This is a genomic window from Asticcacaulis sp. P4_H10, assembly GCF_056400965.1.
The window spans coordinates 640,188-665,292 of the sequence record NZ_JBFUKH010000001.1; the positions used below are offsets into that span (position 1 = coordinate 640,188).

Annotated in this window: 24 protein-coding genes; 17 read left to right on the forward strand and 7 right to left on the reverse strand. The window is 62.3% G+C overall.

What is annotated here, in order from left to right; translation table 11 throughout:
• The first annotated feature begins 15 nt into the window (after window positions 1-15).
• The 9 genes from AC1DON_RS02850 to AC1DON_RS02890 all read left to right on the forward strand — a co-directional run bounded on the left by AC1DON_RS02850 (window position 16) and on the right by AC1DON_RS02890 (window position 8,726).
• Window positions 16-240 (forward strand): hypothetical protein, encoded by a 225-nt coding sequence (locus AC1DON_RS02850; RefSeq protein ID WP_476933213.1) that lies wholly within the window; start codon window positions 16-18, stop codon window positions 238-240.
• Between the two features lie 230 nt (window positions 241-470).
• Window positions 471-812, forward strand: a complete 342-nt coding sequence (locus AC1DON_RS02855) for a TrbC/VirB2 family protein (protein WP_476933214.1) — start codon at window positions 471-473, stop codon at window positions 810-812.
• 4 nt (window positions 813-816) lie between these two features.
• Window positions 817-1,101, forward strand: coding sequence for a VirB3 family type IV secretion system protein (locus tag AC1DON_RS02860; protein ID WP_476933215.1), 285 nt, complete (start codon window positions 817-819; stop codon window positions 1,099-1,101).
• A 14-nt stretch (window positions 1,102-1,115) separates the two neighbouring features.
• Window positions 1,116-3,554, forward strand: a complete 2,439-nt coding sequence (locus tag AC1DON_RS02865) for a VirB4 family type IV secretion/conjugal transfer ATPase (protein WP_476933216.1) — start codon at window positions 1,116-1,118, stop codon at window positions 3,552-3,554.
• Window positions 3,551-4,816: a TrbL/VirB6 family protein gene (locus AC1DON_RS02870; protein WP_476933217.1), complete on the forward strand. Its 1,266-nt coding sequence runs from the start codon at window positions 3,551-3,553 to the stop codon at window positions 4,814-4,816. Before AC1DON_RS02865 ends, AC1DON_RS02870 begins: the two co-directional genes overlap by 4 nt.
• A 2-nt stretch (window positions 4,817-4,818) precedes the next feature.
• The gene (locus AC1DON_RS02875) at window positions 4,819-5,598 is read left to right on the forward strand and encodes a TrbG/VirB9 family P-type conjugative transfer protein (RefSeq protein WP_476933218.1); all 780 of its coding nucleotides are present in this window, start codon (window positions 4,819-4,821) and stop codon (window positions 5,596-5,598) included.
• A 9-nt stretch (window positions 5,599-5,607) separates the two neighbouring features.
• The gene (locus AC1DON_RS02880) at window positions 5,608-6,702 is read left to right on the forward strand and encodes a TrbI/VirB10 family protein (RefSeq protein WP_476933219.1); all 1,095 of its coding nucleotides are present in this window, start codon (window positions 5,608-5,610) and stop codon (window positions 6,700-6,702) included.
• Between the two features lie 6 nt (window positions 6,703-6,708).
• Window positions 6,709-7,698, forward strand: coding sequence for a P-type DNA transfer ATPase VirB11 (virB11, locus tag AC1DON_RS02885; protein ID WP_476933220.1), 990 nt, complete (start codon window positions 6,709-6,711; stop codon window positions 7,696-7,698).
• Window positions 7,699-7,823: 125 nt separating this feature from the next.
• Window positions 7,824-8,726, forward strand: a complete 903-nt coding sequence (locus AC1DON_RS02890; RefSeq protein ID WP_476933221.1) for a dioxygenase family protein — start codon at window positions 7,824-7,826, stop codon at window positions 8,724-8,726.
• Here the strand turns inward: AC1DON_RS02890 and AC1DON_RS02895 are convergent.
• Window positions 8,698-10,329 (reverse strand): phospholipid carrier-dependent glycosyltransferase, encoded by a 1,632-nt coding sequence (locus AC1DON_RS02895; protein WP_476933222.1) that lies wholly within the window; start codon window positions 10,327-10,329, stop codon window positions 8,698-8,700. The genes AC1DON_RS02890 and AC1DON_RS02895 overlap by 29 nt on opposite strands.
• A gap of 200 nt (window positions 10,330-10,529) precedes the next feature.
• On the opposite strand from AC1DON_RS02895, the gene AC1DON_RS02900 reads away from it, so the two are divergent.
• The 8 genes from AC1DON_RS02900 to AC1DON_RS02935 all read left to right on the forward strand — a co-directional run bounded on the left by AC1DON_RS02900 (window position 10,530) and on the right by AC1DON_RS02935 (window position 19,038).
• Entirely contained in the window at window positions 10,530-11,012 is a 483-nt protein-coding gene (locus AC1DON_RS02900) for a (2Fe-2S)-binding protein (protein ID WP_476933223.1), read from the forward strand.
• Between the two features lie 3 nt (window positions 11,013-11,015).
• A complete protein-coding gene (locus tag AC1DON_RS02905; protein ID WP_476933224.1) occupies window positions 11,016-13,214 on the forward strand; it encodes a xanthine dehydrogenase family protein molybdopterin-binding subunit in 2,199 nt (732 codons plus the stop codon).
• 6 nt (window positions 13,215-13,220) lie between these two features.
• Complete coding sequence (locus AC1DON_RS02910; protein ID WP_476933225.1) at window positions 13,221-14,117, forward strand: XdhC family protein; 897 nt, start codon at window positions 13,221-13,223, stop codon at window positions 14,115-14,117.
• Window positions 14,114-14,659: a nucleotidyltransferase family protein gene (locus tag AC1DON_RS02915; RefSeq protein ID WP_476933226.1), complete on the forward strand. Its 546-nt coding sequence runs from the start codon at window positions 14,114-14,116 to the stop codon at window positions 14,657-14,659. Before AC1DON_RS02910 ends, AC1DON_RS02915 begins: the two co-directional genes overlap by 4 nt.
• An 82-nt stretch (window positions 14,660-14,741) precedes the next feature.
• Entirely contained in the window at window positions 14,742-16,352 is a 1,611-nt protein-coding gene (locus AC1DON_RS02920) for a pectate lyase (RefSeq protein WP_476933227.1), read from the forward strand.
• A gap of 164 nt (window positions 16,353-16,516) precedes the next feature.
• Window positions 16,517-17,650, forward strand: a complete 1,134-nt coding sequence (locus tag AC1DON_RS02925; RefSeq protein WP_476933228.1) for a sensor histidine kinase — start codon at window positions 16,517-16,519, stop codon at window positions 17,648-17,650.
• 170 nt (window positions 17,651-17,820) lie between these two features.
• Window positions 17,821-18,237 carry a response regulator gene (locus AC1DON_RS02930; RefSeq protein ID WP_476933229.1) on the forward strand — a complete coding sequence of 139 codons (417 nt, stop codon included), beginning with the start codon at window positions 17,821-17,823 and terminating at the stop codon, window positions 18,235-18,237.
• 3 nt (window positions 18,238-18,240) lie between these two features.
• Entirely contained in the window at window positions 18,241-19,038 is a 798-nt protein-coding gene (locus tag AC1DON_RS02935) for a TOBE domain-containing protein (protein ID WP_476933230.1), read from the forward strand.
• Here AC1DON_RS02935 and AC1DON_RS02940 read toward each other — a convergent pair.
• From AC1DON_RS02940 to araD1, 6 genes are read right to left on the reverse strand one after another with little or no spacing between them, the layout of a single operon-like run.
• Window positions 19,035-19,733 carry an ATP-binding cassette domain-containing protein gene (locus AC1DON_RS02940; protein WP_476933231.1) on the reverse strand — a complete coding sequence of 233 codons (699 nt, stop codon included), beginning with the start codon at window positions 19,731-19,733 and terminating at the stop codon, window positions 19,035-19,037. The two genes, AC1DON_RS02935 and AC1DON_RS02940, sit on opposite strands and share 4 nt — an antisense overlap.
• Window positions 19,730-20,410, reverse strand: a complete 681-nt coding sequence (gene modB / locus AC1DON_RS02945; protein WP_476933232.1) for a molybdate ABC transporter permease subunit — start codon at window positions 20,408-20,410, stop codon at window positions 19,730-19,732. The genes AC1DON_RS02940 and modB overlap by 4 nt, the downstream gene beginning before the upstream one ends.
• Window positions 20,407-21,144: a molybdate ABC transporter substrate-binding protein gene (gene modA / locus AC1DON_RS02950; protein ID WP_476933233.1), complete on the reverse strand. Its 738-nt coding sequence runs from the start codon at window positions 21,142-21,144 to the stop codon at window positions 20,407-20,409. The genes modB and modA overlap by 4 nt, the downstream gene beginning before the upstream one ends.
• Window positions 21,145-21,191: 47 nt before the next feature.
• Window positions 21,192-21,752 (reverse strand): molybdenum cofactor guanylyltransferase, encoded by a 561-nt coding sequence (gene mobA, locus AC1DON_RS02955; RefSeq protein ID WP_476933234.1) that lies wholly within the window; start codon window positions 21,750-21,752, stop codon window positions 21,192-21,194.
• 9 nt (window positions 21,753-21,761) lie between these two features.
• Window positions 21,762-24,098, reverse strand: coding sequence for a beta-L-arabinofuranosidase domain-containing protein (locus AC1DON_RS02960; RefSeq protein WP_476933235.1), 2,337 nt, complete (start codon window positions 24,096-24,098; stop codon window positions 21,762-21,764).
• Between the two features lie 9 nt (window positions 24,099-24,107).
• Window positions 24,108-25,094 carry an AraD1 family protein gene (gene araD1, locus AC1DON_RS02965; RefSeq protein WP_476933236.1) on the reverse strand — a complete coding sequence of 329 codons (987 nt, stop codon included), beginning with the start codon at window positions 25,092-25,094 and terminating at the stop codon, window positions 24,108-24,110.
• Between the last annotated feature and the right edge of the window lie 11 nt (window positions 25,095-25,105).

Below are 25,105 nucleotides of genomic sequence, written 5' to 3' on the forward strand. Positions count from 1 at the left end.
TGATTGGAGTTTCCCTTGACCGTCGCCGAAGCCCTCGAAAACATCTACGCGTCGCTGGCCGACGACAATGCCGAGATCGATACGCACATCAAGGCGCTTAAGGCAGCTCTGGTGGCCGAGGGCCTCAAAGAGGCGGTCGTCCAGCCGACGCGCCTGGCACAGAATAACCGGGCGGGCCGCAAGACGATGCAGGCCTATTTCCGCAAGCGCGGCGTCACGGTAACCTTTTCGGAAGAATAACGGAGGGGATAAAGTCTCCGAGCGCAATTGTGACAATCCCGTGAAACTTTGGGTGAAGTCACGCAAAGCCCTTTTTGCCAACATAGTTTTTGCCTATAAGTCGCGCAGCGTGTTCAGTCCCCGGATGATCCGGCGGTTGTCATGGGTCGTACATTGCGCGAGGGTTGCGCATAGCCGTTGCTGATTCTCCGGCGGCTGCCAGCCGTGCGTGACACTGATATGAGGTAGGAATGAAGAAGCCCCTGTCGACGAGTCCCCAGTCTATTCGCCCTATGTCTTTGACTGTTATGGCCGTGGCGGCATCGATGATGACGTGGGCGAACGCCGCTGCGGCCCAGGCCGTTGGCGGTCCGGCCGGATCGTCGCCTATTACCGGCGCCGTTGACTGGATTCAGCAGACCCTGCTGGGCCGTGTCGCGACGACCGTCGCCGTTATCGCCGTTGCTGCAGTGGGTTTCATGATGCTGACCGGCCGCATGAACTGGCGCTACGGCGCGACCGTTATCGTCGGCGTCTTCATCCTGTTTGGCGCTGCGACCATCGTCGGCGGCATCCAGGCGATGGCGCACTAAGGTTATGACGGACCTGGTCAAATCACCGGTATTCAAGGCGCTGACCCAGCCGCAGATGTTTGCCGGTGTGACCTACAGCTACTTCATCATCAATGCAGTGGTGACGACCGAAGTCTTTTTGATCACGCGATCCTTCTGGGCGTTCGCGGTATCGGTCGTCATCCATGCCATTGGGTATCTGGCTTGCCTGCGTGAACCCCGGGTCTTCGACCTGTGGATGACCAAGGTGCAGCGCTGCCCACGCATTCGCAACTGGCGCTTCTGGCGCTGTAACTCCTACCATCCTTAAGTATTTTTGAAATTATGGCTGACGAAAGCAAGGGATTGGGCGGTTTCGCGGGCTGGGCCAAGAAGGAAAAGCGCGTCGGCGACCAGTTGCCTTACGACCATTTCCTTGATGACCGCACGATTGTCCTGCGCGACGGCAGCCTGATGCAGTCGTTGTATCTCGAAGGCTTTGCCTTCGAGACGGCGGACACCGAAGAGGTTAATCACCGCCAATTCATCCGGGCAGCCGCTTTGCGCGCCATCGGGTCGTCGCGGTTCGTGCTCTATCACCACATCATCCGCCGCAAGGTCAGTGTCGGGTTGAACGCCAGTTATGACGATCCGGTGTGTGGCCTGATCCAGTCGAAATGGCAGGACAAGCTGTCGTCGCGCCAGCTGTTCGTCAACGACCTGTTCATCACCATCGTCCGCCGCAGTCCCAAGGGCAAGGTCGGTTTCGCCGAGCGCCTGGCTGACATGTTCGGCAAGGGGTTGGGCGACAACGCCCTGGCCGCCACCCAGGCGCGCGATCACAAGGAAATCCAGGCGGCTTCCGAAGGGCTGCTGGCGGCGCTTCAGTCGTACGGGCCGCGCATCCTCGGCGCCTATGAGACTCAGAACGGCCGCTGTTCGGAACTGCTGGAACTTCTGTCGGCTATCTATAATGGCGAGATGCGCCCGGTCCTGCGCACGCACAACGACATCGGCCAGTATCTCCCTTACCGCCGCATCAGCTTCGGCCTCGAATCGCTGGAACAGGCATCGCTTGGCGAGGGCAAGGACTACGGCTCGATCCTGTCGCTCAAGGACTATCCACCCAATGCCACGCCTGGCATGGTCGATGCCCTGCTGCGCCTGCCGTACGAGATGACCCTGACCGAGAGCTTCGGCTTCGTCGATCGCCAGATCGGCCTGGAACGAATCAATCTGGCTCTGCGCCGCATGCGCGCCGCCGACGAAGAGGCGCTGTCCTTGCGCGCCGGCCTGATGTCGGCCAAGGACGACCTGTCGACCGGCGTGCTGGGCCTGGGCGAGCACCATATGAGCCTGCTGGTCCGCGCCAAGTCGCTGGAAGCCCTCGATCCGGCGACAGCGCAATGCCTGGCGGCCCTGGCCGATCTTGGGGCCGTGGCCGTGCGTGAGGACGTCAATCTGGAGCCGGCCTTCTGGGCACAGTTCCCCGGCAACGAACAGTACATTGCCCGCAAGGCGCTGATCTCGACCTCGGCCTATGCGAGTTTCGCCTCGCTGCACGGCTTTCCGATCGGCCAGCCCGAAGGCAACCACTGGGGACAGGCGGTCACGGTTTTTGAGACCTCGTCGGCGACGCCCTATTATTTCAATTTCCACAAGGCCGATCTCGGCAACTTCACCGTCATCGGGCCATCGGGCTCGGGCAAGACGGTGGTGCTCAACTTCCTGGCCGCCCAGGCGCAGAAGTTCAAGCCGCGCACCGTTTTGTTCGACAAGGATCGCGGCGCCGAAATCTTCATCCGCGGCATCGGCGGCCACTACGCCACCCTGCGTCCCGGTGAGCCGACAGGCTTCAATCCTCTGCAGCTGGCGGATAATCCCGGCAACCGCGCCTTCCTGCGCACCCTGATCGCGCAGCTTTTAAGCCGCCCCGATCTGCCGCTTAACTCCGAGGAAGAGGCGATTATCACCGAGGCGGTGGACGCCAACTTCGAACAGGAGCCGCGCTACCGTCGCCTGCGCTATTTCCGCGAGTTGCTGGGCGGTGTCCGCCGGCCGACGCACGGCGATCTGGCGACGCGCCTCAATCCGTGGGTGGGCGAAGGCGAGCACGCCTGGCTGTTCGACAACGAAAACGACGCGCTCGACATGAGCGCACGCACGCTTGGCTTCGACATGACGCTGCTGCTCAATGAGCCGGTCCTGCGCACGCCGTGCATGATGTATCTCTTCCAGCGCGTCGAGGAACGCCTGGACGGCACGCCGACCGTCATCATCATCGATGAAGGCTGGAAGGCGCTCGACGACGAAATCTTCGCCGCCGCCATCCGCAACTGGATGAAGACCCTGCGCAAACGCAATGCCATCCTGGGCTTCGGCACGCAGTCGGCGCGCGATGCGCTCGACAGCCGCATCTCGACGGCCATCATCGAACAGTCGGCGACGCAGATCTTCATGCCCAATCCGCGCGCCCAGGCCGAAGACTATGTTGACGGTTTCGGCCTGACCCTGCACGAACTCGACCTGATCCGCGCCCTGCCAGCGTCGTCGCGCGCCTTCCTGGTCAAGCACGGCAATCACAGCGTCGTCGCCCGCCTCGACCTGTCGACCATGCCCGACATCCTGACCGTGCTGTCCGGCCGTGAATCGACCGTCCGCCAGCTCGACGACCTGCGCGCGCAGCTGGGTGACGCGCCCCATGCCTGGTGGGAAGCCCTGACCGGCACGCCCTATCCGGATACCGCGACGCGCCGCACTAAGCTCCGCAAGGGGGCCGAATGATGTTGCAAGCGGCTACCTGTCCCCAGATCACCCTGGTCGGTGAAGTCAGCGTCTCGCAGTCGCTGGCGACGATGGATTGCCGCATCATCCAGGCCGTCGAAGTCGGCTATAACCGTTTGTTCGGCGCCGGTGGTGCGTTCAGCTACGTGCTGTTCACCCTGCTGACCATCTATGTCGCCATCCTCGGCTACGGCTTTATGACGGGCCGGACGCAACTGACCGTACCGATGCTGTCGCCGCGCATCATTTCCATGGTGCTGGTCCTGACCTTTGTCACCGCCTGGCCGGCCTATCACGCCATCTTTTACGGCCTGCTGATGAATGGCCCGGACGAGGTCGCGGCAGCGCTGCTGGGCCAAAAGGGCAGCGCGGTGATGAACTTCGCCCAGGCCCTCGACGGCCTGTTCGTCCGCTTTGCCGATATCGCCCAGACGCTTGATGGCAATACATCGACGGTCGCGACGATTCCCGGCCAGCCCAATCCGACGACCGCCAACATGCTGGCGCCCAAGCCCATGCCGGTGACGCTGTTCTGGCTGTCGGGCCTGTTCCTGCTGTGCTCTACACTGGGCGTGCTCATCCTGACGCGCATGGTGCTCTACCTGCTGCTGATCCTGGGGCCGGTTTTCATCGTCTTCGGCCTGTTCCCGCAGACACGCGGCCTGTTCAACGGCTGGATTCGCACCAGCATGGTGTTCTCACTGGCGCCGCTCCTGACTGTGATTGGCGGGACGGCAGCCCTGACCCTGTTCATTCCGCTGATCGAGAGCATCGGCAACGATCCGCAGCGCGCCGTCCAGGCTGTGCAGCCGATGGTCATCCTGTTCATGGGCTCGCTGATCTACTGCGCCTTCCTGTTCACCCTGATGTGGGTGGCCGCCAATCTGGTCAAGGACTGGCAGGCGGCCCTGCGCGACAAGCCGGCGACGCCTGGACCACAGGCACCCGGCGCCGGCGGCACGCTCCAGACGATGCAGTCGTCGCCGGCCTTGCAGTCGCTGAACGCCAGTTCACGCGCCTCTGATGCGCTGGAACGCACGGCGCCTCTGGTGACGGCAGTCACGCGTGACCAGTCGATCGCCTCATCGTCCGCCGCCCGCACCCAGGTACTGGGCCTCTACGACCCTGACACCCGCGCGCCCCAGGGCAGCGCCGACCGCTTCAGCCGCGTCCAGGGGCTTGGGCAACGCTTCCGTCCGGCGGCCAGTCCTGTGGCCGCCCTGAAGATGCCTCCGCCCGCGCCGCCCGCAGATGTGAAATGACCATGAAACGCGTAGTCCTCCCTGTGCTTCCGCTCCTGCTGGCCCAAATATGGGTCATGCCTGCCGTCGCCCAGCCCGTCACCGATTTCGATTCGCGGCTGCGCGTGATCGACTATGACCCGACCGCCGTCGTCCAGATGCTGGGCTGCTCCGGCTTCCAGACAACCGTGACGCTGGCGTCCAACGAACAGGTCGAAAACGTCTCGGTCGGCGACTCCGCCAACTGGCAGGTGACGGTCAACAAGCGCGGCAACCTGGTCTTCGTCAAGCCGGTGGCACCCAAGGGATTCACCAATATGACGGTGATCACCAATCGCCGCAGCTACAATTTCGAGCTGCGCACGGCGACCGAAAAGGCCTGCCGCAGTGGCGACGTAACCTATGAACTGCGCTTCCGTTATGCGCCCGAGCCTTCGGTCGGCACGCCCGCCGCGCCGACGCGGCCGGCCGATCCCAACGCCTTCCTGCCGGCGCCGGAAAAACGTAATACGGCCTATTCCTTCGTCGGTTCGCCGGATCTGGTGCCGATCCGTGTTTTCGACGATGGGGCACTGACCTATTTGCGCTGGGCGCCGTCTATCTCCGCCCCGGCCGTCTATGCCCTGAACACCGACAATACCGAAAGCCTGGTTAATTACGCGTCGCGCGGCGATTACCTGGTCATTGAGCAGGTCGCACCGGCCTATGTGCTGCGGCGCGGGAGCCTGAAGTCGACCCTTTATAATGACGCCTTCAAGGTGCAGGGCCTCGACGCCCAGTCGCCGAAACAGCGCCAGAAGTAGGAGCCCGCCATGGTCCAGACACCTCGCAATGCGCCCCTGCCGTCCGGCAACGATCCGCGCCTGAAGATGGAGCCCGACGCGCTCGAAGCTGCCTCGGTGCGCGCCCTGCCGGACGTGGCCAAGCCGGCCGGCGGCGTCGATATGACAGCCATCGCGGGTATCGCTGGCGCCGTCGCTTTGGGCGTGGTGACCTTCGTCATGCTGGGGCAGGAGCCCGCCCGCGCGCCGGAGCCGCCGCGCACCGTGCCGGTCCAGCCGCCGTCTCAATCATCGACCCTGCCGCCCGTCGATCCGGGCTATAATGCGCCGCTGGATATTCCTCAGCCGGTCGTGCAGCCGATGCCTATGCAGGTTCCGCCGCCGCAGCCTGGGCAACCTGTCGTCAATGCCGACCCGAACGGTCCGCGCTCGCCCGCCCTGGTCATCGACAACAGCGCGCCTCAGGCCGCCGCGCCGGCCCAGGCCGCGCCTGCGGCGGGGGGCGGGGGGATCACCCTCAACTCCAACGACCAGTTCGCTGCCCGCGTCAACGGAGAGGTGACCCAGAAGGCCCAGAAGATCGGCGACCCGTCCAAGGTCGTGCCGATGGGCGCGGTCATTCCGGCCGTGCTGGAAACCGCCATCAATTCCGACCTGCCGGGCTATACGCGCGCCATCGTGTCACGCGACATCCGCAGCTTCGACGGCACCGCTGTGCTGATCCCGCGCGGTTCGCGACTGATCGGCCAGTACAAGAGCGGCCTGGCCTCGGGCGAGACGCGCGCCTTCATCATCTGGACGCGGCTGATCCGGCCCGACGGTTTGTCGATCCAGCTGTCGTCGCCGGCCATTGATGATCTGGGCCAGGCGGGCGCTGCCGGCAGTGTCGATACCCACTTCGTCAAGCGCTTCGGCGCGGCCATGCTGTTGTCGGTCGTCAACGGCCTGGCGGGCGGACTTAGCAAGAACACATCGAACACCATCGTCATCGGTGGCGCGAATGACGCCAAGAATGTCGCCGTCGAAGCCTTGTCGAGCGACGTCAAGATTCCGCCGACCATCAAGGTCCCGCAGGGCGCACCCATCCAGGTCTTCGCCGGACGCGACCTGGATTTTGGACTGTAGTTCGCCATGGCCACTCCGCTGGATGTCGAAAACTCGGATGTCGTCGCACTCGACGGTGTTTACCTACGCACCTATCTGAAGCCGTTCCTGCCGTGGCTGGAGCGCGATGACGTCACGGAAATCCTAGTCAACAAACCGTTCGAGGTGTGGATCGAAATCTCCGGCGAGCCGAACATGCGCTGCGTCGAGATGCCTGAAGTTGACGACATCCTGCTGTCGCGCCTGGCGGCGCAGATCGCCCGCGTCGCGCACCAGGGCATCAATCGTGAAAGCCCCTTGCTGGCGGCCAGCCTGCCGACCGGCGAGCGCGTCCAACTGGTCGGTCCGCCGGCCTCCAAACACTGGGCGATGGCCATCCGCCGTCACCGCATGATCAACATGTCGCTCGAAGACTATGATCGCGGCCCTATCAAGCCTATCGATCACGGCCACGGCCAGGACGAAGAAGCCTATGCGCGCGCCCAGCCGATATCGTTCCTGAAAGACGCCGTCCGGTCGCGCAGGACGATCCTGATTTCCGGCGGCACCTCGTCGGGCAAGACGACCTTCCTCAACGCCATGCTCAAGATCATCCCCGAGCACGAGCGCATCATCCTGGTCGAGGATACGGCCGAGATTGCCGACAACCACGCCAATTCCTTGCGCCTTGTCGCCGTCAAGGGCGAACTGGGTGAGGCGAAGGTGACGATCAACGATCTCTTGCAGGCGTCCCTGCGTCTGCGGCCGGACCGCATTATCGTCGGTGAAATCCGTGGTGAGGAGGCCCAGACCTTCCTGCGCGCTATTAATACCGGCCACCCGGGCTCCTTCACGACGGCCCACGCCAATACGCCGAAGGGGGCGCTGGAACAGATCGCACTGATGGTCATGCAAGGCGGCACGCAACTGACGCGCAGCGAGACCCTGGCCTATGCGACGTCGCTGATCGACGTCGTGGTCCAGCTCAACCGGGTCGGCGGCGAACGCGTCATCTCGGACATCTATCTGCCGCGGTGATGCTTCCATGGCCGCGCGTGCAGCCGTTGGAATGAATTTTTCAAAAATGAAATAATGATACCGGCATTCTTGCCGCAATCGATCGCTATGCCTCGTTGACTATTTCGTCAGCCGGGAGCGCTTACATGACAGATCATCACGACCACCCTGAATCGCCAAGCCTGGCGCTGGACCTCGCCGCCATCGGACGCCGTCGCGCGTTACTGATGATAGGGGGCGCGGTGACCACCGCCGCCCTCGCATCCTGTGGCGGCGGTGGCAGTGCGTCGAGCACGACGGTCAGCACGTCGTCCTCTTCCAGCAGCAGTTCATCCTCAAGCAGCAGCAGTTCTTCGTCCTCGTCCTCGTCGTCTTCCAGCAGTTCGGCCGGCACCTGCACCGAGGCGGCGACAGAGACCAATGGACCCTATCCTGCCGATGGCACCAACACGATCAGCGGCAGCGTGGTCAATGTCCTGACCCAGTCGGGGATTGTCCGCAGCGACATCCGCACCAGCTTCGGCACCATGTCGGGTACGGCTGCGGGGGTACCCCTGACCCTGACCATTACGGTCCAGGACGCCGATCTCGGCTGCGTGCCGCTAAGCAACTACGCCGTTTATATCTGGCACTGCGACCGGGCGGGTCTCTATTCGCTCTATTCCAGCGGCGTGACCGCCCAGAACTATTTGCGTGGCGTCCAGGTGAGCAATGCAAGCGGCCAGGTGACCTTCACGACCATCTTTCCTGCCTGTTACTCGGGACGGATGCCGCACGTCCACGTCGAGGTCTATGCCAGCCAGTCGACGGCGACGACCGCCAACAATGCCGTCAAGGTGGCGCAACTGGCCTTCGACCGCACCACCTGCCAGAACGTTTATAACAATGCCACCGGATACAGCCAGAGCGTCAGCAACCTTGCGGCCATCACCTTTGCTTCGGACAATGTCTTTGGCGACGACAGCGCGGCGCAACTGGCCGCAGCCATGGTGACGCTGACTGGCGACTACACCAACGGCTTCACCGGGACTGCGACGGTAGCGGTGTAGGGGCAGAAGCAGAAGCAGAAGCAGAAGCAGAAGCAGAAGGCTTCTTCTTAACTGGCTGGCAGATCACCAGCGTCACCGGCCAGTTGCGCACTTCGCAGCCCTGGCGCGAAATGAAGTAGTGATAGGTCAGCGGCGAATAGAAGAGAAAGCTGCCGGCGATGGAGACACTGGTCGCGCAGAGTATGGTGAAGCGGTGTTTGGCCACGAAGGCCACGCGCCGCGACACCACCTTGAAGGCCAGGGCGACCAGGAAGTAGCTAAGCGCCAGCCCGATGAAGTAGTGATAGATGTACATGACCCGCTGGGTGCCGAGATAGATGTGGAGCCCCCAGAACAGAATGAACATGGCGAACACGGCCTCGAGCAGGTCCATGTCCGCGTCTCCGGTTTCGGCACGTTTGCGGGTACGCCTTCGCAGGATCAGCACGGCCGCCGCCACTATGCCGACAATGCCAAGTCCCCAGTTGACCGGATTGCCGACCATCTGGACATAGGCCGTCTTGCGGCCGTTATAGTCCCAGCGATAGCTGATGATCTTGTTCATGAAGGGGAAGAGGATGGCCTTGGCGCCATTGGGCTCGTTCTTGGTCACGAACTGGAAGTCGTGCTTCATGTATTTGTAATAGCCGGCGGTCGCGTCCCAGATGACGCCGGGCGTCAGTGGCGCTTCGCCCTTCAGCCAGGCCTGGTAGGTCTTGGGCATGATGACCAGGTCGCGCCGGCCGGATTCGGTTTTGGCGTCCGGCATGACCGGGTTCAGCACGACGTGCAGGGCGAAGACGGCGGCAACGATGGCCACGAAGGAAGCGGCGATTGTCGAGCCGCGCGTCAGGCATTTGATCAGGGTTTCTCGCGTCCGGTCGGACCACAGCATGCGCAGCAGGCTGAAACCACCCAGAGCCAGCATGACCAGTGAATTGACCTTGACCATGACGCTGAGGCCGCAGAACAGGCCGAACAGCCCGTACATGAGCAGCGGTCGTTTCGGCTCTCTGCCCCAGGTGAACAGCCAGACGTAGATCGAGGCCAGGGTAAAGGTAAACTGGTACGGATCGAGGTGCGCCGCCCGGAAGTGGACGATCAGTGCGTTCTCGAAGATATAGAGCAGTGAAAAGACGAAGGCGTCGAAGCTCTCGTTCGAAAGCCTCAGCATGATCAGGTAGAACAGCATGGCACTGATGACCGAGAAGATCGCCGCCGGCAGTCGTATGCCGGTGAAGTCATAGCCCTTGGCGAGGTTGCGCGTGTCGATCTTCTTCTCTACCGCCAGCGGATGCAGGTCCAGCTTCTCGTTGCGGCCGACCAAGGACACGCCCAAATCCATGAACATGAAGCCGAGCGGCGGGTGCGAAGCATACTGCGCCGTGTCCTCGACATAGCGCTGGGTCGCAGTCAGGTAATAGGATTCGTCCCAGAACGCGTGGTTCGGGTTGTTGAGGTCGCGCAGGAAGTTGAAGCAGGCAAGGACAAGAATGAGCGCGCCAAGCACCCAGCGTAGTGTCTTGTCGTCGCCGTCCATTGCCCGGTTGGCAAAATCCCGGACAGCTACGTAGATCGGATGCGAGGTGAGGGCGGAGGCTTTTGTCGGCTCGGGCGTCGGCATTGCGGTCCTTGAAGCAGGGCTTTCTCTTGCTGGGCGCGGGTCTTATGCCCTATTCGCGCGGCCCTGCCTATAGGCTTAAACATGTGTCAGGCGCGTGGTTTTTCACGTGTAAAAATGTTCGCGCAACAATTACGAAATTGTCATATCCGATTGCGACGAAGCTGCGGTAATAAGGTATTCGCATTCATTGGGAGGGTTGCATGGGCATGGTCACCATCAAGGTTAACGGCGTCAAGCACAGCCTGGACGTGCCCGACGACATGCCGCTTCTGTGGGTCCTTCGCGACGAACTGGACTTGAAGGGGACCAAGTTCGGCTGTGGCATCGCGCAGTGCGGCGCCTGCACCGTCCATGTCGATGGTCAGCCGATTCGTTCCTGCATTACGCCGATCACCTCGGTCATGGATGCCGAGATCACCACGCTTGAAGGCGTCGTCGCCACCAAGCTGGGTCAGAAGGTGCGCGACGCCTGGCTGGACCTTGACGTCATGCAGTGCGGCTATTGTCAGAGCGGCCAGATCATGTCGGCCGTGGCGCTGCTGAAAGAAACGCCTAAGCCCAGTGACGAGGAGATCGACGTCGGCATGGATGGCAATGTCTGCCGTTGCGCGACCTACACGCGCATCCGCGCAGCCATCAAGACGGCCGCGGGACTGCCTGTCGCCGATACGCGGGAGGTCTGAGCAATGGCCGATACATCTTTCCAGCCAAGCCGCCGTTTCGTCTTGATGGCCGGCGTTGCAGCCGGTGGCGGCCTGATGCTTGGCCTGTCATCGGGCGCCGAAGCTGCCGGTAATAGCGCGCTTGGCGACTACATCACCATCCATCCCGACAATACGGTCACGCTTCTGGCCAAGAATCCGGAGATCGGCCAGGGCATCAAGACGTCGCTGCCGATGCTGATCGCCGAAGAACTGGATGTCGACTGGGCCCAGGTGAAGATCGAAACGGCGCCGTCCGACGAAAAGCGCTTTGGCGCGCAGTTCGCAGGCGGCTCGATGTCGACGCCGATGAACTGGGACGGCATGCGCAAGGCCGGCGCCGCAGGACGCGCCATGCTGCTGGCTGCGGCTGCGGCGCAGTTGAAGGTTCCGGTGGACAGCCTTTCCACGTCCAAGGGGCAGGTGATCCACAAGGCGTCTGGCAAGATGCTGAGCTATGGTTCGCTGGCGGGGGCAGCGGCAAAGCTGCCGGCGCCGGACCTGAACACGGTCAAGCTCAAGGACCCCAAGGACTATACAATTATCGGCAAGGCCAGGGGCGGCATCGACAGCGCGCGTGTCCTGAGGGGCGAGCCGATCTTCGGTATCGACAAGACCTTGCCGGGCATGAAATACGCCGTCTATGTCAAAGCGCCGGTCTATGGCGCCAAGCTCAAGTCCGCCGATATCGACGCCGTCAAGGCCATGCCAGGCGTTACCGATGTCTTTGCGCTCGACGGTTCGGACGACTTTCACGGCCTGCGTCCCGGCGTCGCCATCGTCGCCAAAAGCTGGTGGTACGCCAAGGCGGCGCGCGCGGCGCTGAACCCGGTCTGGGACGATGCCCATGGCGCGTCGCATGGCACGGCCCTCTATGCCGAAAAGGCCAAGGCCTTGCTGACCGGCAAGGGCGAGGTCAGCAAGAACACCGGCGACGTCGATGCGGCCTTCGCCAAGGCCGCCAAGCGCATCGAGGCGACCTATGAAGTCCCCTTCCTGCCGCACGCGCCGATGGAACCGCAGAACTGCACGGCGTCCCCGACCAAGGACGGCGGCATGGAGATCTGGGCGCCGACGCAATTGCCGAATGCTGGCAAGGAACTGGTCGGCAAGACGATCGGGATTGCCGCGGATAAGGTGATCGTCCACATGCTGCGCTGTGGCGGCGGCTTCGGGCGGCGGCTGGAAAACGACTATATGACCGAGGCTGCGGCCATTGCACAAAAGCAGGGTGGTCCGGTAAAGGTCATCTGGACGCGTGAAGACGACATCGCCTACGACTATTTCCGGCCAGGCGCCTATCACACCATTCGCGCCGGTCTCGATGCCAGTGGCAATACAGTTGCCTATCACACCCACGCCGTCACCTTCGGCCAGGGCGGGAAGCCGGCGCAGGGCGCGGCCACCGAGGGCCATGCCTTCCAGGGACTGGCGCCGAACTATCGTCATGAGCAGTCTCTGATCGAGACGATCGTCCCGACCGGATATCTGCGGGCGCCGATATCGAACGGCGTGGCCTTCGTCCACGAAAGTTTCTGGGACGAGATCGCCCATGCTGCGGGCAAGGATCCGGTCGCATCGCGGCTGGAAGTCCTTGAGACGCATCTCAAGGATCCGCGCCCCAACAATGACTGGGAGCGGCGCTCCAGCTATAATCCCGTACGCGCCAAGGCCGTGCTGGAACTGGTGGCGCAGCGCTCGGGCTGGGGCAAGACCAAACTGCCCAAGGGTGTCGGCATGGGCGTCGCCACCTATTTCTGCCATCTCGGCCATTTTGCCGAGGTCGCCAAGGTCAAGGTCGAGGACGACGGAACGTGGAAGGTACTCAAGGTCTGGGTCGTCGGCGACGTCGGCTCGACCATCGTCAACCCGTCGGGCGCGCGCAACCAGGTCGAGGGCAGCGTGATCGATGGCATCGGCGAACTGTCGCAGGCGATCACCTTCGTCAAGGGCCAGGCGCAGGAGGTGAACTTCGACGCCGTGCCGATGATCCGCATGTCGCAGGCGCCGCATATCGACGTGCACTTCCATATCAGTGACTTCCCGCCGACCGGTCTGGGCGAGCCGGCCTTGCCGCCGGTCCTGCCCGCCGTTGCCAATGCGATCTTCGCCGCCTGTGGCGCGCGCATCCGCGCCTTGCCGGTGACGGCCGAAAAGATCCAGGCGGCGCGCAGCAAGACCTGATCTCACGTGAACGCCCCGCTGCTGATCGACGCGCCGGTTTACAAGGACTTCGTGCTCGAAGACCTGAAGTCGTGGCGTGACGAAGGTCTGAGGACGGCCCTGCTGACCCTCGTCAAGGTGGAGGGGCGCTCGCCGCGTCCACTCGGCAGCCAGATGGCGGTGGCGGAGGATGGCCGGGCGGTGGGCGCCATCACCGGCGGCTGCGCCGAACGCGCTCTGGCGCTGGACGCCATGGCGGCGATCGCACGCGGCGAAAGCTACACAGAACTTTATGGCGAAGGCTCGCGCTTCAGGGATATCGTCCTGCCGTGCGGCTCGGGCCTGCACGTCCATTTCGATGTTTCCCTGTCGGACGAGACGCTCGATAAGCTTCTCGCCGCGCGGCATGAGCGGCAGGTCGCCGAACTGCGCTACGATCTCGATGCACCCTATGTTCGAACCTATGTTCCTCAATGCCGGTTGGCCATCGTGGGGCAGGGACCGATCACAATCGCTCTGGCCCAGATGGCGGCGCTGGCCGAAATCTCCGTCGAAATATTCACGCCGGACCGGGCCGTCCTGCGCGCCTTCGCGGGAAGGCTGATGACCGGTCCTGAGGACTTCGACGAGACAATGCTCGACGACTGGACGGCTCTGGCCATGACCTTCCACGACCATAGCTACGAGGCCGAGGTCCTGCGCAAGGCTGTTGAGAGTGGCGCCTTCTTCATCGGTGCCCTGGGGAGCCGGCCGACCCACGAACGGCGGCTGGAGACCCTGACCGCCATGGGGGTGACGTCTCAACAGCTGGCGCGAATCCACGGCCCGATCGGCCTCGATATCGGCGCGCGGACGCCGCCGGAAATCGCGGTCGCTGTCCTGGCCCAGGTCGTATCAGGCTGGCGGGAAAAGGTCCCGGCATGAAGGTGTCGGCCGTCGTGCTGGCCGCCGGCAGTGCACGCCGCTTCGGTAGCGACAAACTCATGGCTGATCTGAACGGGCGGCCGGTGGTTCAACATGTGTTGGACGCGCTTTCCGGCTTTGCCTTTCATGAAATTCTTGCGGTTGTCCGGCCAGGCTATCCTCTCGCTGGGTCCATTCGTCTGGTCGAAAATCGGCATGCAGACGACGGCATGGGGGGCTCGCTCGCACTGGGTATAAGCGGCCTCAAGTCCACTGACGCCGCCTTTGTCGTCCTGGCCGACATGCCCTTCCTTCCCGAAGGTATCTTCCTGCAGCTAGTCCAGCATCTTCCGGGCCATGACATCGTCGTGCCGCGTCACAACGGACAATTCGGTCATCCGGTATTGTTTTCGTCTGTCTGTTTTCCGCGTCTGCTGCGTCTGGAAGGTGACCGGGGTGGCCGCGCCTTGATCGTGTCTGGCGACTATAGTGTTAATTTCGTCGACAGCGATTCGGACGGCGTACTGAGAGATGTAGACAGGCCGGGCGATCTGCGACGTTGAACTTGCCAATGCAAAGCGCCCAGCCTATGCTGTTTGGGAAACCGGTGTCATGCATCGCCGGAACGATACAGGGAACCAGACCATGAGCCAGAATCGCCGCCAACTTCTGGGCAGCGCCGCCTTTGCGGCCGCAGCATTCGCCATGCCGGCCTTCGCTGCCGCCAAAAAAGCGTCAGGGGCGCCGAAGGCCGTCAGCCGCAAGGATATCGCGCGCACTATGCGGGAGGCGACGCGCTTCATGGTCGAGGAGGTTTCGACCAATGGCGGTTATGTCTGGTCCTATCTGCCTGACAAGTCGCGGCGCTGGGGCGAACTCGAGGCCTATCCCAGCATGATCTGGGTCCAGCCGCCGGGCACGCCGACCATGGGCCACATCTTCCTGGACGCCTATCACGCCACCGGCGACGAATATTACTACCTGGCCGCCGAAAAGGTCGCCGACGCCCTGATTTGGGGCCAGTTGCCCAAGGGCGGGTGGAACTACTTCATCGATTTCGACGGCGAGGCCTCGACGCGCCAGTGGTACGACACCATCGGCAAGAATGCCTGGCGGATGGAAGAGTTCCAGCACTACTGGGGCAATGCCACCTTCGACGATCTCGGCACATCGGAAGCCGCCCAGCTACTGCTGCGCATGTATGTCGAAAAGCGCGACCCGAAGTATCGTCCGGCGCTCGACAAGGTCATCAACTTCATTCTGGAAAGCCAGTACCCGATCGGAGGCTGGCCGCAGCGCTACCCGCTGAAGTACGAATTTTCGCACCATGGCAATCCGGACTACACCTCCTTCATCACCTTCAACGACGACGTGACGGCGGAAAACGTCAAGTTCCTGTTGATGTGCTATCAGGCGCTGGGCGAAACGCGCGTACTGGATGCCATCACGCGCGGCATGTCGGTCTATATCGTCGCCCAGCAGGGGGCACCTCAGCCGGGCTGGGCGCTGCAATACACGCCTGACCTGAAGCCGGCCGGCGCCCGGACCTATGAACCGAACGCGCTGGCGACACATACGACCTATGAAAGTGTCAAGCAGCTTATGTACTTCTACAAGCTGACGGGCGACAGCAAGTACCTCGCCGGCATTCCGGCTGCGCTTGACTGGCTCGACAGCCTGCGGCTGCCCGATGCTGGCGGCAAGACCAACCGCCACCCGACCTTCATCGAGCTGGGTACCAACAAGGCAATCTATGTCCATCGCCGCGGTTCCAACGTCGTCAATGGCACCTATTATTGGGACTACGAGCCGAGCAGGACGCTGGGCCACTACAGCGGCTTCCGCTATCTCGATGTCGCCAAGGTGCGAAAGGAATACGAGGCGCTGAAGGCACAGTCTCCCGCCGAGGTCAGCAAGGATTCGCCGCTGAAGGTCAAGGTGCCGCTGCCGCGCTATTTCACCATGGCGTCGGACACTTCGGACCTGAACATGAGCGCGGCCCAGACCGATGCCGGCAAGCTGGTAGGCTCGCTCAACACGCAGGGCTACTGGCCAACCGATCTGAATGCTACCAGCAACCCCTATATCGGCGACGGTTCCAAAGAACCGGCGGCCGGCGACTTTGGCACGACGCGCGTCGGCGATCCGACCGATACCTCGCCCTATATCGCCGAGAAGACGTTCGCCGGCATCTCTACCGGCACCTATATCGAGAACATGCAGACCCTTATTGGCGTGCTGAGAGCAGGCGAGTAGTTTTGTTGCATGGTGCTTGAATACCAGCAGGCGGGTAATAAAACATTTGTGATTTCACGCCAGAGTAGCAGCGATCTAGATTCACGGCCTGCCTGCGTCGTCTGATGCGCAGGCCATGACGGGAGGCGGCGAGCAATCGGACCGGGAAGCAGATGAGCGCCATCATGACCGGACGCACGGAGTATGCGCCCGCGGCTCCGGAAACGCCGCCGAAAATCCTTATTGTCGATGATCGTCCGGAAAACCTGATGGCGACCTCGGCCCTCCTGAGACCATTGGGCGCCACCATATTGACGGCCGAATCGGGCAGCGATGCGTTGATGCTGGTGCTCAAGCACAGCTTCGCCATCGTCCTGCTCGATGTCCAGATGCCGGTGATGGACGGTTTCGAGACCGCGCGGCTGATGAAGACGCGGCCAGATATGGAAAGCGTGCCGATCATCTTCGTGACGGCGATCAGCAAGGAAGACCATTTCGCCACCCGCGCCGCCGAAATCGGCGCCGTCGACTATATCTTCAAGCCGATCAACCCCGATATCCTCAAGAGCAAGGTCAAGGTCTATCTCGACCTCTACCGCCAGCGTGAGCAAATCCTCAAGCTCAATGCAACGCTGCGCCAGTCGAACGAGGAGCTTGAGCGCTTCGCCTATGTCTGTTCGCACGACATGCAGGAGCCGGTCCGCATGATGAATACCTATGCCGGCTTCCTGGAGCAGGACGCCGCGACCCAGCTTGATGACAATAATCGCCGCTACGTCACCTATATCCGCGACAACGCCGTGCGGATGCAGAAGATGATCCGCGATATCCTGACCTTTTCGCGTGTCGGGCGCGAGGAATTGCGGACGGAAAAGGTCGACTGCAACGCGGTGCTGGCCGAAATCCTGCAGGAATTCGAAGACGTTATCGAACGGAAACATGCCGTCGTTTCCGCCGGTCCGCTGCCGATGATGCAGACGAGCCCGACCCTCATCCGCATCCTCTTCCAGAACCTGATCGGCAATGCGCTGAAATTCCAGAACGGCGCTGCGCCGCCCGAGATCACCATATCGGCCCAGGCCAGCGGCAGTATGTGGCGCTTCGAAGTCAAGGATAACGGCATAGGCATCGATTCGGCCTTTTCCGATCGTGTCTTCACCATCTTCCAGCGCCTGCACCGCGTCGAGGACTACCCGGGCACAGGGATCGGCCTGTCGACCTGCAAGAAGTTTCTGCGCCTTGTGGGGGGGGACATTACCTTCACCTCAATGCCGGGAGAGGGCAGCACCTTCGTCTTTACGCTGCCAGCCAGGGGATAAAGCTGTTGGCGGCGGTGATTTTCAACTCGACAGCGCTGACATGCGACGTATGGTGGACGAAGGTGATCCGAACCGAGGAAAAAACTGTATCGGTTGCAGGTTACGGCCGTTCTGACATATTCACGCGATACGCATCGCACGGGCTTTGAAGCGGAAACGATACCGGCAAGATGTACACCGATCTTGAAATTCTTCTGGTCGAAGACAATGAAGGCGACGTCGAAATGACGCGGCGCGCTCTGCGCACAGCCAAGCCGCAATGCCGGCTGACCGTGGCCAACAACGGCGACCAGGCGATCAAGCTGCTGCAGGATGTGTCGGTGCAGCCGCCGCACCTCATCCTTCTCGACATCAACATGCCGCGCATGGATGGGAAGGCCTTCCTGAGCGCGATCAAGCAGGACGACGCCTTCCGCGCCATTCCCGTCGTCATGTTCACCAGCTCGGAGTCGCCGGCCGACATTCGCGAATGCTATGAGCGTCATGCCAGCTGCTATGTCGTCAAGCCGTTCGATGGCGTTCAGTACGCCAATACAGTGCGCGAGGTCGTGCATTTCTGGGGCGAAGTCGGCCAACTTCCATCGTGATTCATGAGTGACTTGCCGCTCAAGGCGCTTCTGCATTTTCGCAAAGGCAGCGACTCGCAGATCGGCGAGGGGCGTATCCGCCTGCTACGCCTAGTCGGTGAGCTGGGTTCGATCTCGGCAGCGGCGAGGGCGATGGGGCTCAGTTACAAGGGCGCGTGGGACGCGGTGCAGGCGCTCAACAATCTGTCTGCCCGGCCTTTGATCATAGCCCAGACCGGCGGAAAGTCAGGCGGTGCGGCGACCGTGACCGACGAGGGGCGGGCGCTCATAGACGCCTATGCAGCCCTCGAAGACCTCCTGGCTGCCCAGATGGAAAAGATCGACGCCGTGTTGAACGCCGGTGGAGAGGTTACCGGCCTGTTGCGGAGCCTGAGCATGAAGACCACGGCGCGCAATGCCTGGAGCGGAACCATTGCCAGCGTAACCGGTGGCGCGGTCAATGCCAGCGTAGCCGTAAAAGTGACGGATGGCATCGAACTGACGGCCATAGTCACGCGCGAAAGCGTCGAGGAACTGGGCCTGAAACCGGGCAGGGCGGTCACCGTCCTGGTCAAGTCGAGCTTCGTCATTCTGGCGACCGGCCATGATCCACTGCCGGTCTCGGCGCGCAATCGTATCCTGGGGGTCGTCAGCGCGGTCCTGCCAGGCGTGGTCAATGACGAGGTGACGCTCGATATCGGCGGCGGCAAGACGGTGACCGCGGTTGTGACGCACGAGTCGGCTGAAGCGCTGGATTTCGCACCGGGACAAAAGGCTCAGGCCCTGATCAAGGCATCGCACATCATTCTGGCGGTAGATTAAAGGCCTTGCTTGAGTGCGGCCAGGGCAAGGCGCTCGATCTCGGCTTGGCTTAGGCCTTCGAGTCCGTTTGAGAGGCTTTCCGGGGTAACCCGGCCATAGTCCATCCCCAGCACGCGATCAGCCAATGCCATGGCTTCAGCCGCATCGTGGGTGACGTAGAGAATTGGCAGCCGCTCCCCCAAGCGCTTGATTAGCGGCAGGATGCCGTCGCGGGCCGGACGATCGAGGCTGGACAGGGGTTCGTCCATCATCAGCAGTTTCGGCGCGGCCATCAAGGCCCGCGCGACGGCGACGCGTTGGCGTTCCCCGCCGGACAGGTCGTGTACCGGGCGATCGAGTAGGCGGGCGATATCCAGGTCGGCGACGATGGTGTCAAAGTCGGCTGCGGTCGGTGCGCGCTTGCGGGCATAGTCGAGATTGTCACGGACATCGAGATGCGGAAACAACGACGCTTCCTGAAAGACATAGCCGGCCTGGCGCCTGTGAGGTGGAACGAAAGCCTTGCCGTCCTGCCATGTGTCACCGCCAAACTTCACGTGGCCGGTCATATGTTCGAGACCGGCAATAGCGCGCAGCAGGCTGGTCTTGCCTGAGCCCGACGGGCCGCGCACGACGGTAATGCCTTCGGCCGGAACGCTGAAGGCGGTATCGAGGACAAAGGCGCCGCGCGCGCCATGCAGGCGGACATCGATCATGCGTCCACCTTCTGGCTGGCGCGGCGGTCGATCATCAGCAGGCCCAGAAGGATGACAAAGGCAAAGACCATAAGACCGCCGGCAAGGCGATGCGCCGAAGTGTAGTCGAGTTGTTCGACCATCTCGAAAATGCGGATCGAGATCACCTGAGTCTTGCCGGGAATGGCGCCGCCGATCATCAGCACGACGCCAAACTCGCCGACCGTGTGGGCAAAGACCAGCAGGGCTGCGGTCACGAAACCGCGCCGGGCCAAGGGCAGGGCAACCGTGAAAAAGCGGTCAAGAGGTGAGGCGCCCAGCATGGCGGCGGCTTCCATTGGCCGTTTGCCCGTGGCCTCGAAGGCATTGCGGATCGGCTGGACGGCGAAGGGCAGGCTGTAGATGATCGAGCCGATGACCAGACCGGTAAAGCTGAAGGCCAGGGTGCGGACACCAAAAGGCTGGAGCATGGCCATCAACGGGCTGTTGGGACCCAGCGCAACCAGCAGATAGAAGCCGAGCACGGTCGGCGGCAGGACGATCGGCAGGGCGACGACAGCCGCAACAACGTCTTTGAACAAGCCGCGACCACGCGACAGCCACCAGGCAATCGGCGTGGCGATAACAAGCAGGCACAGAGTCGTAACCGCCGCCAGTTGCGCGGTCAGCCAGACGGCCTTGTCGAGCCAGCCGCTCATTTCACCTCATAGCCGTAGGCGGTGGTGATAGCGCGGGCCTGGGGCGTTTTCAGGAAGGCGAGATAGGCTTTCGCGGCCGGATCGTTGGCGCCGGGCTTCAGCAATATCGCCTGCTGGTCGATCGGCGAATAGAGTGATTTCGGCACGACCCAACGCGATCCGCCCGGGCGAGCCTTGACCTGCGACAAGGCGACGAAGCCCAGTTCTGCCGCGCCGGTATCGACAAAGGTATAGGCTTGGGCGATCGAGGCGCCCTTGACGATCTTGGAGGCTAGGGCGTCGTGGACGCCAAGCTTTTTCATGACCTCGACGGCGGCGGTGCCGTAGGGGGCTGAGGCCGGATCAGCAATGGCGATATGGTCGAACCTGCCGGTCTTCAGCACTTCGCCCTTGGTATCGACAAGGCTGGGCGTTGCGCTCCACAGGACGAGCGCGCCATAGGCGTAGACAAAGCGCGTCTTCAGGACGCCGAATCCTTCAGATTCGAGGCGCGTCGGGCGTTCGGCGTCGGCCGACAGAAAGACCTCGAACGGCGCGCCCTGCTGGATCTGGGCGTAGAACGCGCCAGACGGCCCAAAGCTCATGACGACGGCGTGACCGGTCTTTTTCTCAAAAGCCGTGGCAATCGCCTTCGCCGGTTCGGTGAAGTTGGCGGCCACGGCGACGCTGACCTCACCAGCCTGCGCGGGCAGGGCGATGAACATCAGCAAGGTGGTGAGAATGGTGCGCAGCATCAGGCACTCCGTTATGCACCCTATGTACATAACGCTAGGAGCGCTGTCTATGCTTCAGGCTTGTTGATGTTCATGAAGGCGTTGTCGTCGCCGGCCTCAAGTTTCACTACCCGGCGCGTGCTCAGAAAACGCATTACAGCCAATCCGCCGTCTGCGTCGCGTAAAGCATCTTCGAGATCTGCCAGTATGGCGACGCTCCACAACGCGCAAAGTGGATAATCGCGGGCGCCGGCAAAATACACGACTTCAGCATCATCTCGCGGAGCCGCCATAAGGCGGGATACGAGGGTTTCAGGCAGGCGCGGCATGTCACACGGCGCGGTTATTACATGCGTATTACCGCGATTTTGCGCCCATTTCAGCGCGGTGCGAATGCCGCTTAAGGGGCCAAGATCGGCAAAGGCCGGATCGTCGTAGATCAGCGACAGGCCAAAAACGCTTAAAGTCGGTTCCGCCGCATTGATGGCTATGTCGCGGGCTTGCGGTTCGAGGCGCGCGATCACGGTGCCGATCAGCGTGCCGCCTTCGAACGGATGCATGGGCTTGTTGCCGCCCATGCGCAGGCCCCGGCCACCGGCAAGGATGACGAGCGGAGGTGTGTCTTTCATTCAGCCAGATTAGGCCTTGCTTGCTGACTCGGCAAGCTTGAGGGTGCGCGCTTCGAAGACCGCGACGTCGCTGCCGCGCGTGACGAAGCGGATGCGCGCCTTGCCTGAGGCAATGGCCGGCAGGGTGTATTCGATCGTGCGGAACTTCGCTTCCGGCTCGAAGGCCAGCTTCTCGTTCAACAGCTTGATGCCATTGATCTCGATGTCGAAGTTCTTGCGGACGTCCTGGCCCCAATAGGTGATCTGGAGCGCTGACCCCTTCGGATCGACGGCCATGTCGAAGGCGAAGTATTTGTCCCTCGTCCACATGATCCACCGGCCGGCCTGGCCGGCGCGCGACGTCACTTCGCCGATATCGGTGTCGAAGCCGTGGTCTCGTTCGGGCTGCATTTCGCCCAGGCGCATGACGTCGATCGTCCGCGCCTGCAAGGCGCTACGTTCCTGCTCGGCCTTGAAGTAAGCGGCTTCCTCGATCTTCCATTGCTCGGGCGTGAAGCGCGGGAAGTAAACGGCCGAGCGGCGATGATACTGTGCGTAGAAGGGCTTGAGCGCGACAGGTTGCGGCAGACTGGCAACCACCAGATCGGCATTGACCAGGGCGACGGGATTGTCGCTGATCAGCACGGGGGCCCGCGGCCGTTCGGGCGTACCGGCCGGACCGAGATCGGCGGCCATAACGACGGGACCCTTGATATACGAGACAATGCCTGGATCGTCCGGAATGGTTTCAATCTTCAGGCTTTGCGGCAGGGTCAGGGTGATGGTGTCGCCGGATTTCCACTTGCGGCGCAGGCGGGCATAGCCGTCGCGCGGCAGGATGGTTTCCGCCTTGCCGTTGACCGCCAGTTTCGGCGCATCGCACCAGCCGGGCAGGCGCAGTGCGATCTCGAACGCCTTGGCCGATTGCGGTGTGACGCGGATCGTTACCGTTTCATCGTGCGGGAACTTGGTTTCGAGCGTGAGTTTCGTCTTTTGTTCGGTCCAGTTGACTTCGGACGGGATGAACAGGTTGACGAAGGCCGTGTCGCCCGATCGCCACCACACGCTGTCGCCGTGCTTGGCGTGGCTTTCGATACCTGAGCCAACGCAGCACCAGAAGCTGTTCTCCGGCGTTGAATAGCCGCGCTCCGAACCCGAATAGAGCGGCATGAAATAGACGAACATGCCCGTGTCGGGGTTCTGATGCCCCATGATGTGGTTGAGGTGGGCGCGCTCGTAAAAGTCGAACCACTTGGCGTCCGGCTGCCAGCTATAGAGATAGCGGGTCAGTTTCAGCATGTTGTAGGTGTTGCACGCCTCGCACGTCTTGTCGGTGATGCGGTGGCTGAGGTTGTCCGGGGCACCAAAATGCTCGCCCTCGGAATTGCCGCCGATGACGTAGCTATGGTGGTGGACGACGCGGTCCCAGAAGAAGGCCGCCGTATCGCGATAACCTGTGTCACCGGTGATCTCATAGAGCCGTGCCAGGCCGATCAGTTTCGGGATCTGGGTGTTGGCATGCTTGCCCTGCAATTCGTCGCGGCGCTCGCTGAGCGGTGTCAGGATGGCCTTGTGATAGATGCGCCGCGACAGGTCGAGGAAACGCTTTTCGCCGGTGCGGGCATAGGTCTCGGCCAGGCTTTCGTTTAAACCGCCGTGCTCCGCCGCCAAAACCTGCTGCATCTGGTCATCGTCAAGCTGCCCCAGAACGCCGATCAGGTAGTCGGACATCTTGACTGCGACATCGAGCGCCTGGGCGTTGTTGCAGTAGCGATGGGCATCCAGCAGCCCGGCATGGACCTTGTGCCAGGTATAGATCGGCACCCAGCCGCCGTTCACATCGAAGCCACTGCCAGTGATCTTCCTGGCGCGCAGTTCTTCGTAGATGATCTTGCCGTCAACGACCTTGCCGTTACGTTCGACGGTCGTGCCGCCGATATAGCCGTCGCCCTGCTTCGCCTGGATGACGGCCATTTCTGCGACGGTGTGATCGACGATAGCCTTTAAGTCCGGATCACGCGTCTGGCCATAGGCCAGCGCGCAGGCGCTCAGGTAATGGCCGAGCGTATGGCCGGCGATACCCATATTTTCCCAGCCACCATAGACCGCGCCCTTCGGCGGCAAGCCGGCGCTGACATAGAAGTTATGCAGCAGGCGCTCAGGTACAAGCGTTTTCAGGTACTTGCCATTCGTACTAACGGCCGTTTGCCATATAGACGGCGTCAAGGTCACGGCTTCGAGCGGGAAGGGCTCGACTTGCCGCGCAGCGAGCGGCGGCTTGGCCGTCGCGGCGTGCACGTTAACGGCGGGAAGGAGCGACAAGGCCCCTCCGCTCATAAGAAACTGGCGCTTGTCGATCCGGATCATAATCTGCTCTTACAGTTCGCGGACGGCGACAGCTTCTTTGGCGTCCGTCTTGAGTTCATTCTTCAGTCCATATTTGAAGCCGCCAGCGGTGATTTCGAACACATCGCCGTCCTGGGTCTTGATGCCGTCGGCGAACGAGGCGGTGGCCGTACCGAAGCAGTGGACGTGGACATCGCCTGGCTGACGGAACAGGGCGTATTTGAAGTGGTGATGCTCCAGGTTGGCCAGGGTATGGGACATGTTGTCCTCACCCGAGATGAACGGCTTTTCCCAGATGACATCATTGCCGCGCCAGATGCGGGCCGTGCCTTCGACGTGACGCGGAAGCTCGCCGGTCAGCAGTTCCGCACCGATTGAGGCGGGACGCAGCTTGGAGTGGGCCAGCCACAGATAGTTGTGCTTCTCGGTGACGTGGTCGGAGAACTCGTTGGCGATGGCGTAGCCGACGCGGTACGGCATGTTGTCGTCACCGATGACGTAGATGCCGGCCATTTCGGGCTCTTCGCCACCGTCCTGCGCAAAGGCAGGGGAGGCGAGTGCCTGGCCCGGACCGACCAGGGTGTGACCATTCCCCTTGTAGAACCATTCCGGCTGAGCGCCCACTTCGCCGTCCTTGGGCTTGCCGTCCTTTACGCCCATTAGAAACATGCGCATGGAGTCGGTTGTCTCTGCGGCGGCCTTTTCGTGCATGCGCTGGCGGCCTTCCGCCGAGCCCAGATGGGTCAGGCCGGTGCCGGTGACGTGCAGGTGGGCGGGATCCGGATGGTCGATCGGCGCAAGCACGCGGCCTTCGGAGAGCGCGACATCAACATCGACGGTTTCACCCAAACCCTGGGTCGCGACCTGATCGGCGATCGAACGGCCGGCGGCAATCGCTGCGCGGGCCAGTTCATAGGTCGAGCCGACGCCTTCGACCACGCGTGCGCCGTCCGCGTCCGCTGCGAGAACCTGACGGACGCCGTCCGAACTGACAACCTGAATGAGACGGTACGACATAAGCGTTTCCT

Coding starts and splice junctions, on each gene's coding strand:
- AC1DON_RS02855 (WP_476933214.1), top strand. CDS start 471: ATGAAGAAGCCCCTGTCGACGAGTCCCCAGTCTATTCGCCCTATGTCT.
- AC1DON_RS02860 (WP_476933215.1), top strand. CDS start 817: ATGACGGACCTGGTCAAATCACCGGTATTCAAGGCGCTGACCCAGCCG.
- AC1DON_RS02865 (WP_476933216.1), top strand. CDS start 1,116: ATGGCTGACGAAAGCAAGGGATTGGGCGGTTTCGCGGGCTGGGCCAAG.
- AC1DON_RS02870 (WP_476933217.1), top strand. CDS start 3,551: ATGATGTTGCAAGCGGCTACCTGTCCCCAGATCACCCTGGTCGGTGAA.
- AC1DON_RS02875 (WP_476933218.1), top strand. CDS start 4,819: ATGAAACGCGTAGTCCTCCCTGTGCTTCCGCTCCTGCTGGCCCAAATA.
- AC1DON_RS02880 (WP_476933219.1), top strand. CDS start 5,608: ATGGTCCAGACACCTCGCAATGCGCCCCTGCCGTCCGGCAACGATCCG.
- virB11 (WP_476933220.1), top strand. CDS start 6,709: ATGGCCACTCCGCTGGATGTCGAAAACTCGGATGTCGTCGCACTCGAC.
- AC1DON_RS02890 (WP_476933221.1), top strand. CDS start 7,824: ATGACAGATCATCACGACCACCCTGAATCGCCAAGCCTGGCGCTGGAC.
- AC1DON_RS02895 (WP_476933222.1), bottom strand. CDS start 10,329: ATGCCGACGCCCGAGCCGACAAAAGCCTCCGCCCTCACCTCGCATCCG.
- AC1DON_RS02900 (WP_476933223.1), top strand. CDS start 10,530: ATGGGCATGGTCACCATCAAGGTTAACGGCGTCAAGCACAGCCTGGAC.
- AC1DON_RS02905 (WP_476933224.1), top strand. CDS start 11,016: ATGGCCGATACATCTTTCCAGCCAAGCCGCCGTTTCGTCTTGATGGCC.
- AC1DON_RS02915 (WP_476933226.1), top strand. CDS start 14,114: ATGAAGGTGTCGGCCGTCGTGCTGGCCGCCGGCAGTGCACGCCGCTTC.
- AC1DON_RS02920 (WP_476933227.1), top strand. CDS start 14,742: ATGAGCCAGAATCGCCGCCAACTTCTGGGCAGCGCCGCCTTTGCGGCC.
- AC1DON_RS02925 (WP_476933228.1), top strand. CDS start 16,517: ATGACCGGACGCACGGAGTATGCGCCCGCGGCTCCGGAAACGCCGCCG.
- AC1DON_RS02930 (WP_476933229.1), top strand. CDS start 17,821: ATGTACACCGATCTTGAAATTCTTCTGGTCGAAGACAATGAAGGCGAC.
- AC1DON_RS02935 (WP_476933230.1), top strand. CDS start 18,241: ATGAGTGACTTGCCGCTCAAGGCGCTTCTGCATTTTCGCAAAGGCAGC.
- AC1DON_RS02940 (WP_476933231.1), bottom strand. CDS start 19,733: ATGATCGATGTCCGCCTGCATGGCGCGCGCGGCGCCTTTGTCCTCGAT.
- modB (WP_476933232.1), bottom strand. CDS start 20,410: ATGAGCGGCTGGCTCGACAAGGCCGTCTGGCTGACCGCGCAACTGGCG.
- modA (WP_476933233.1), bottom strand. CDS start 21,144: ATGCTGCGCACCATTCTCACCACCTTGCTGATGTTCATCGCCCTGCCC.
- mobA (WP_476933234.1), bottom strand. CDS start 21,752: ATGAAAGACACACCTCCGCTCGTCATCCTTGCCGGTGGCCGGGGCCTG.
- AC1DON_RS02960 (WP_476933235.1), bottom strand. CDS start 24,098: ATGATCCGGATCGACAAGCGCCAGTTTCTTATGAGCGGAGGGGCCTTG.
- araD1 (WP_476933236.1), bottom strand. CDS start 25,094: ATGTCGTACCGTCTCATTCAGGTTGTCAGTTCGGACGGCGTCCGTCAG.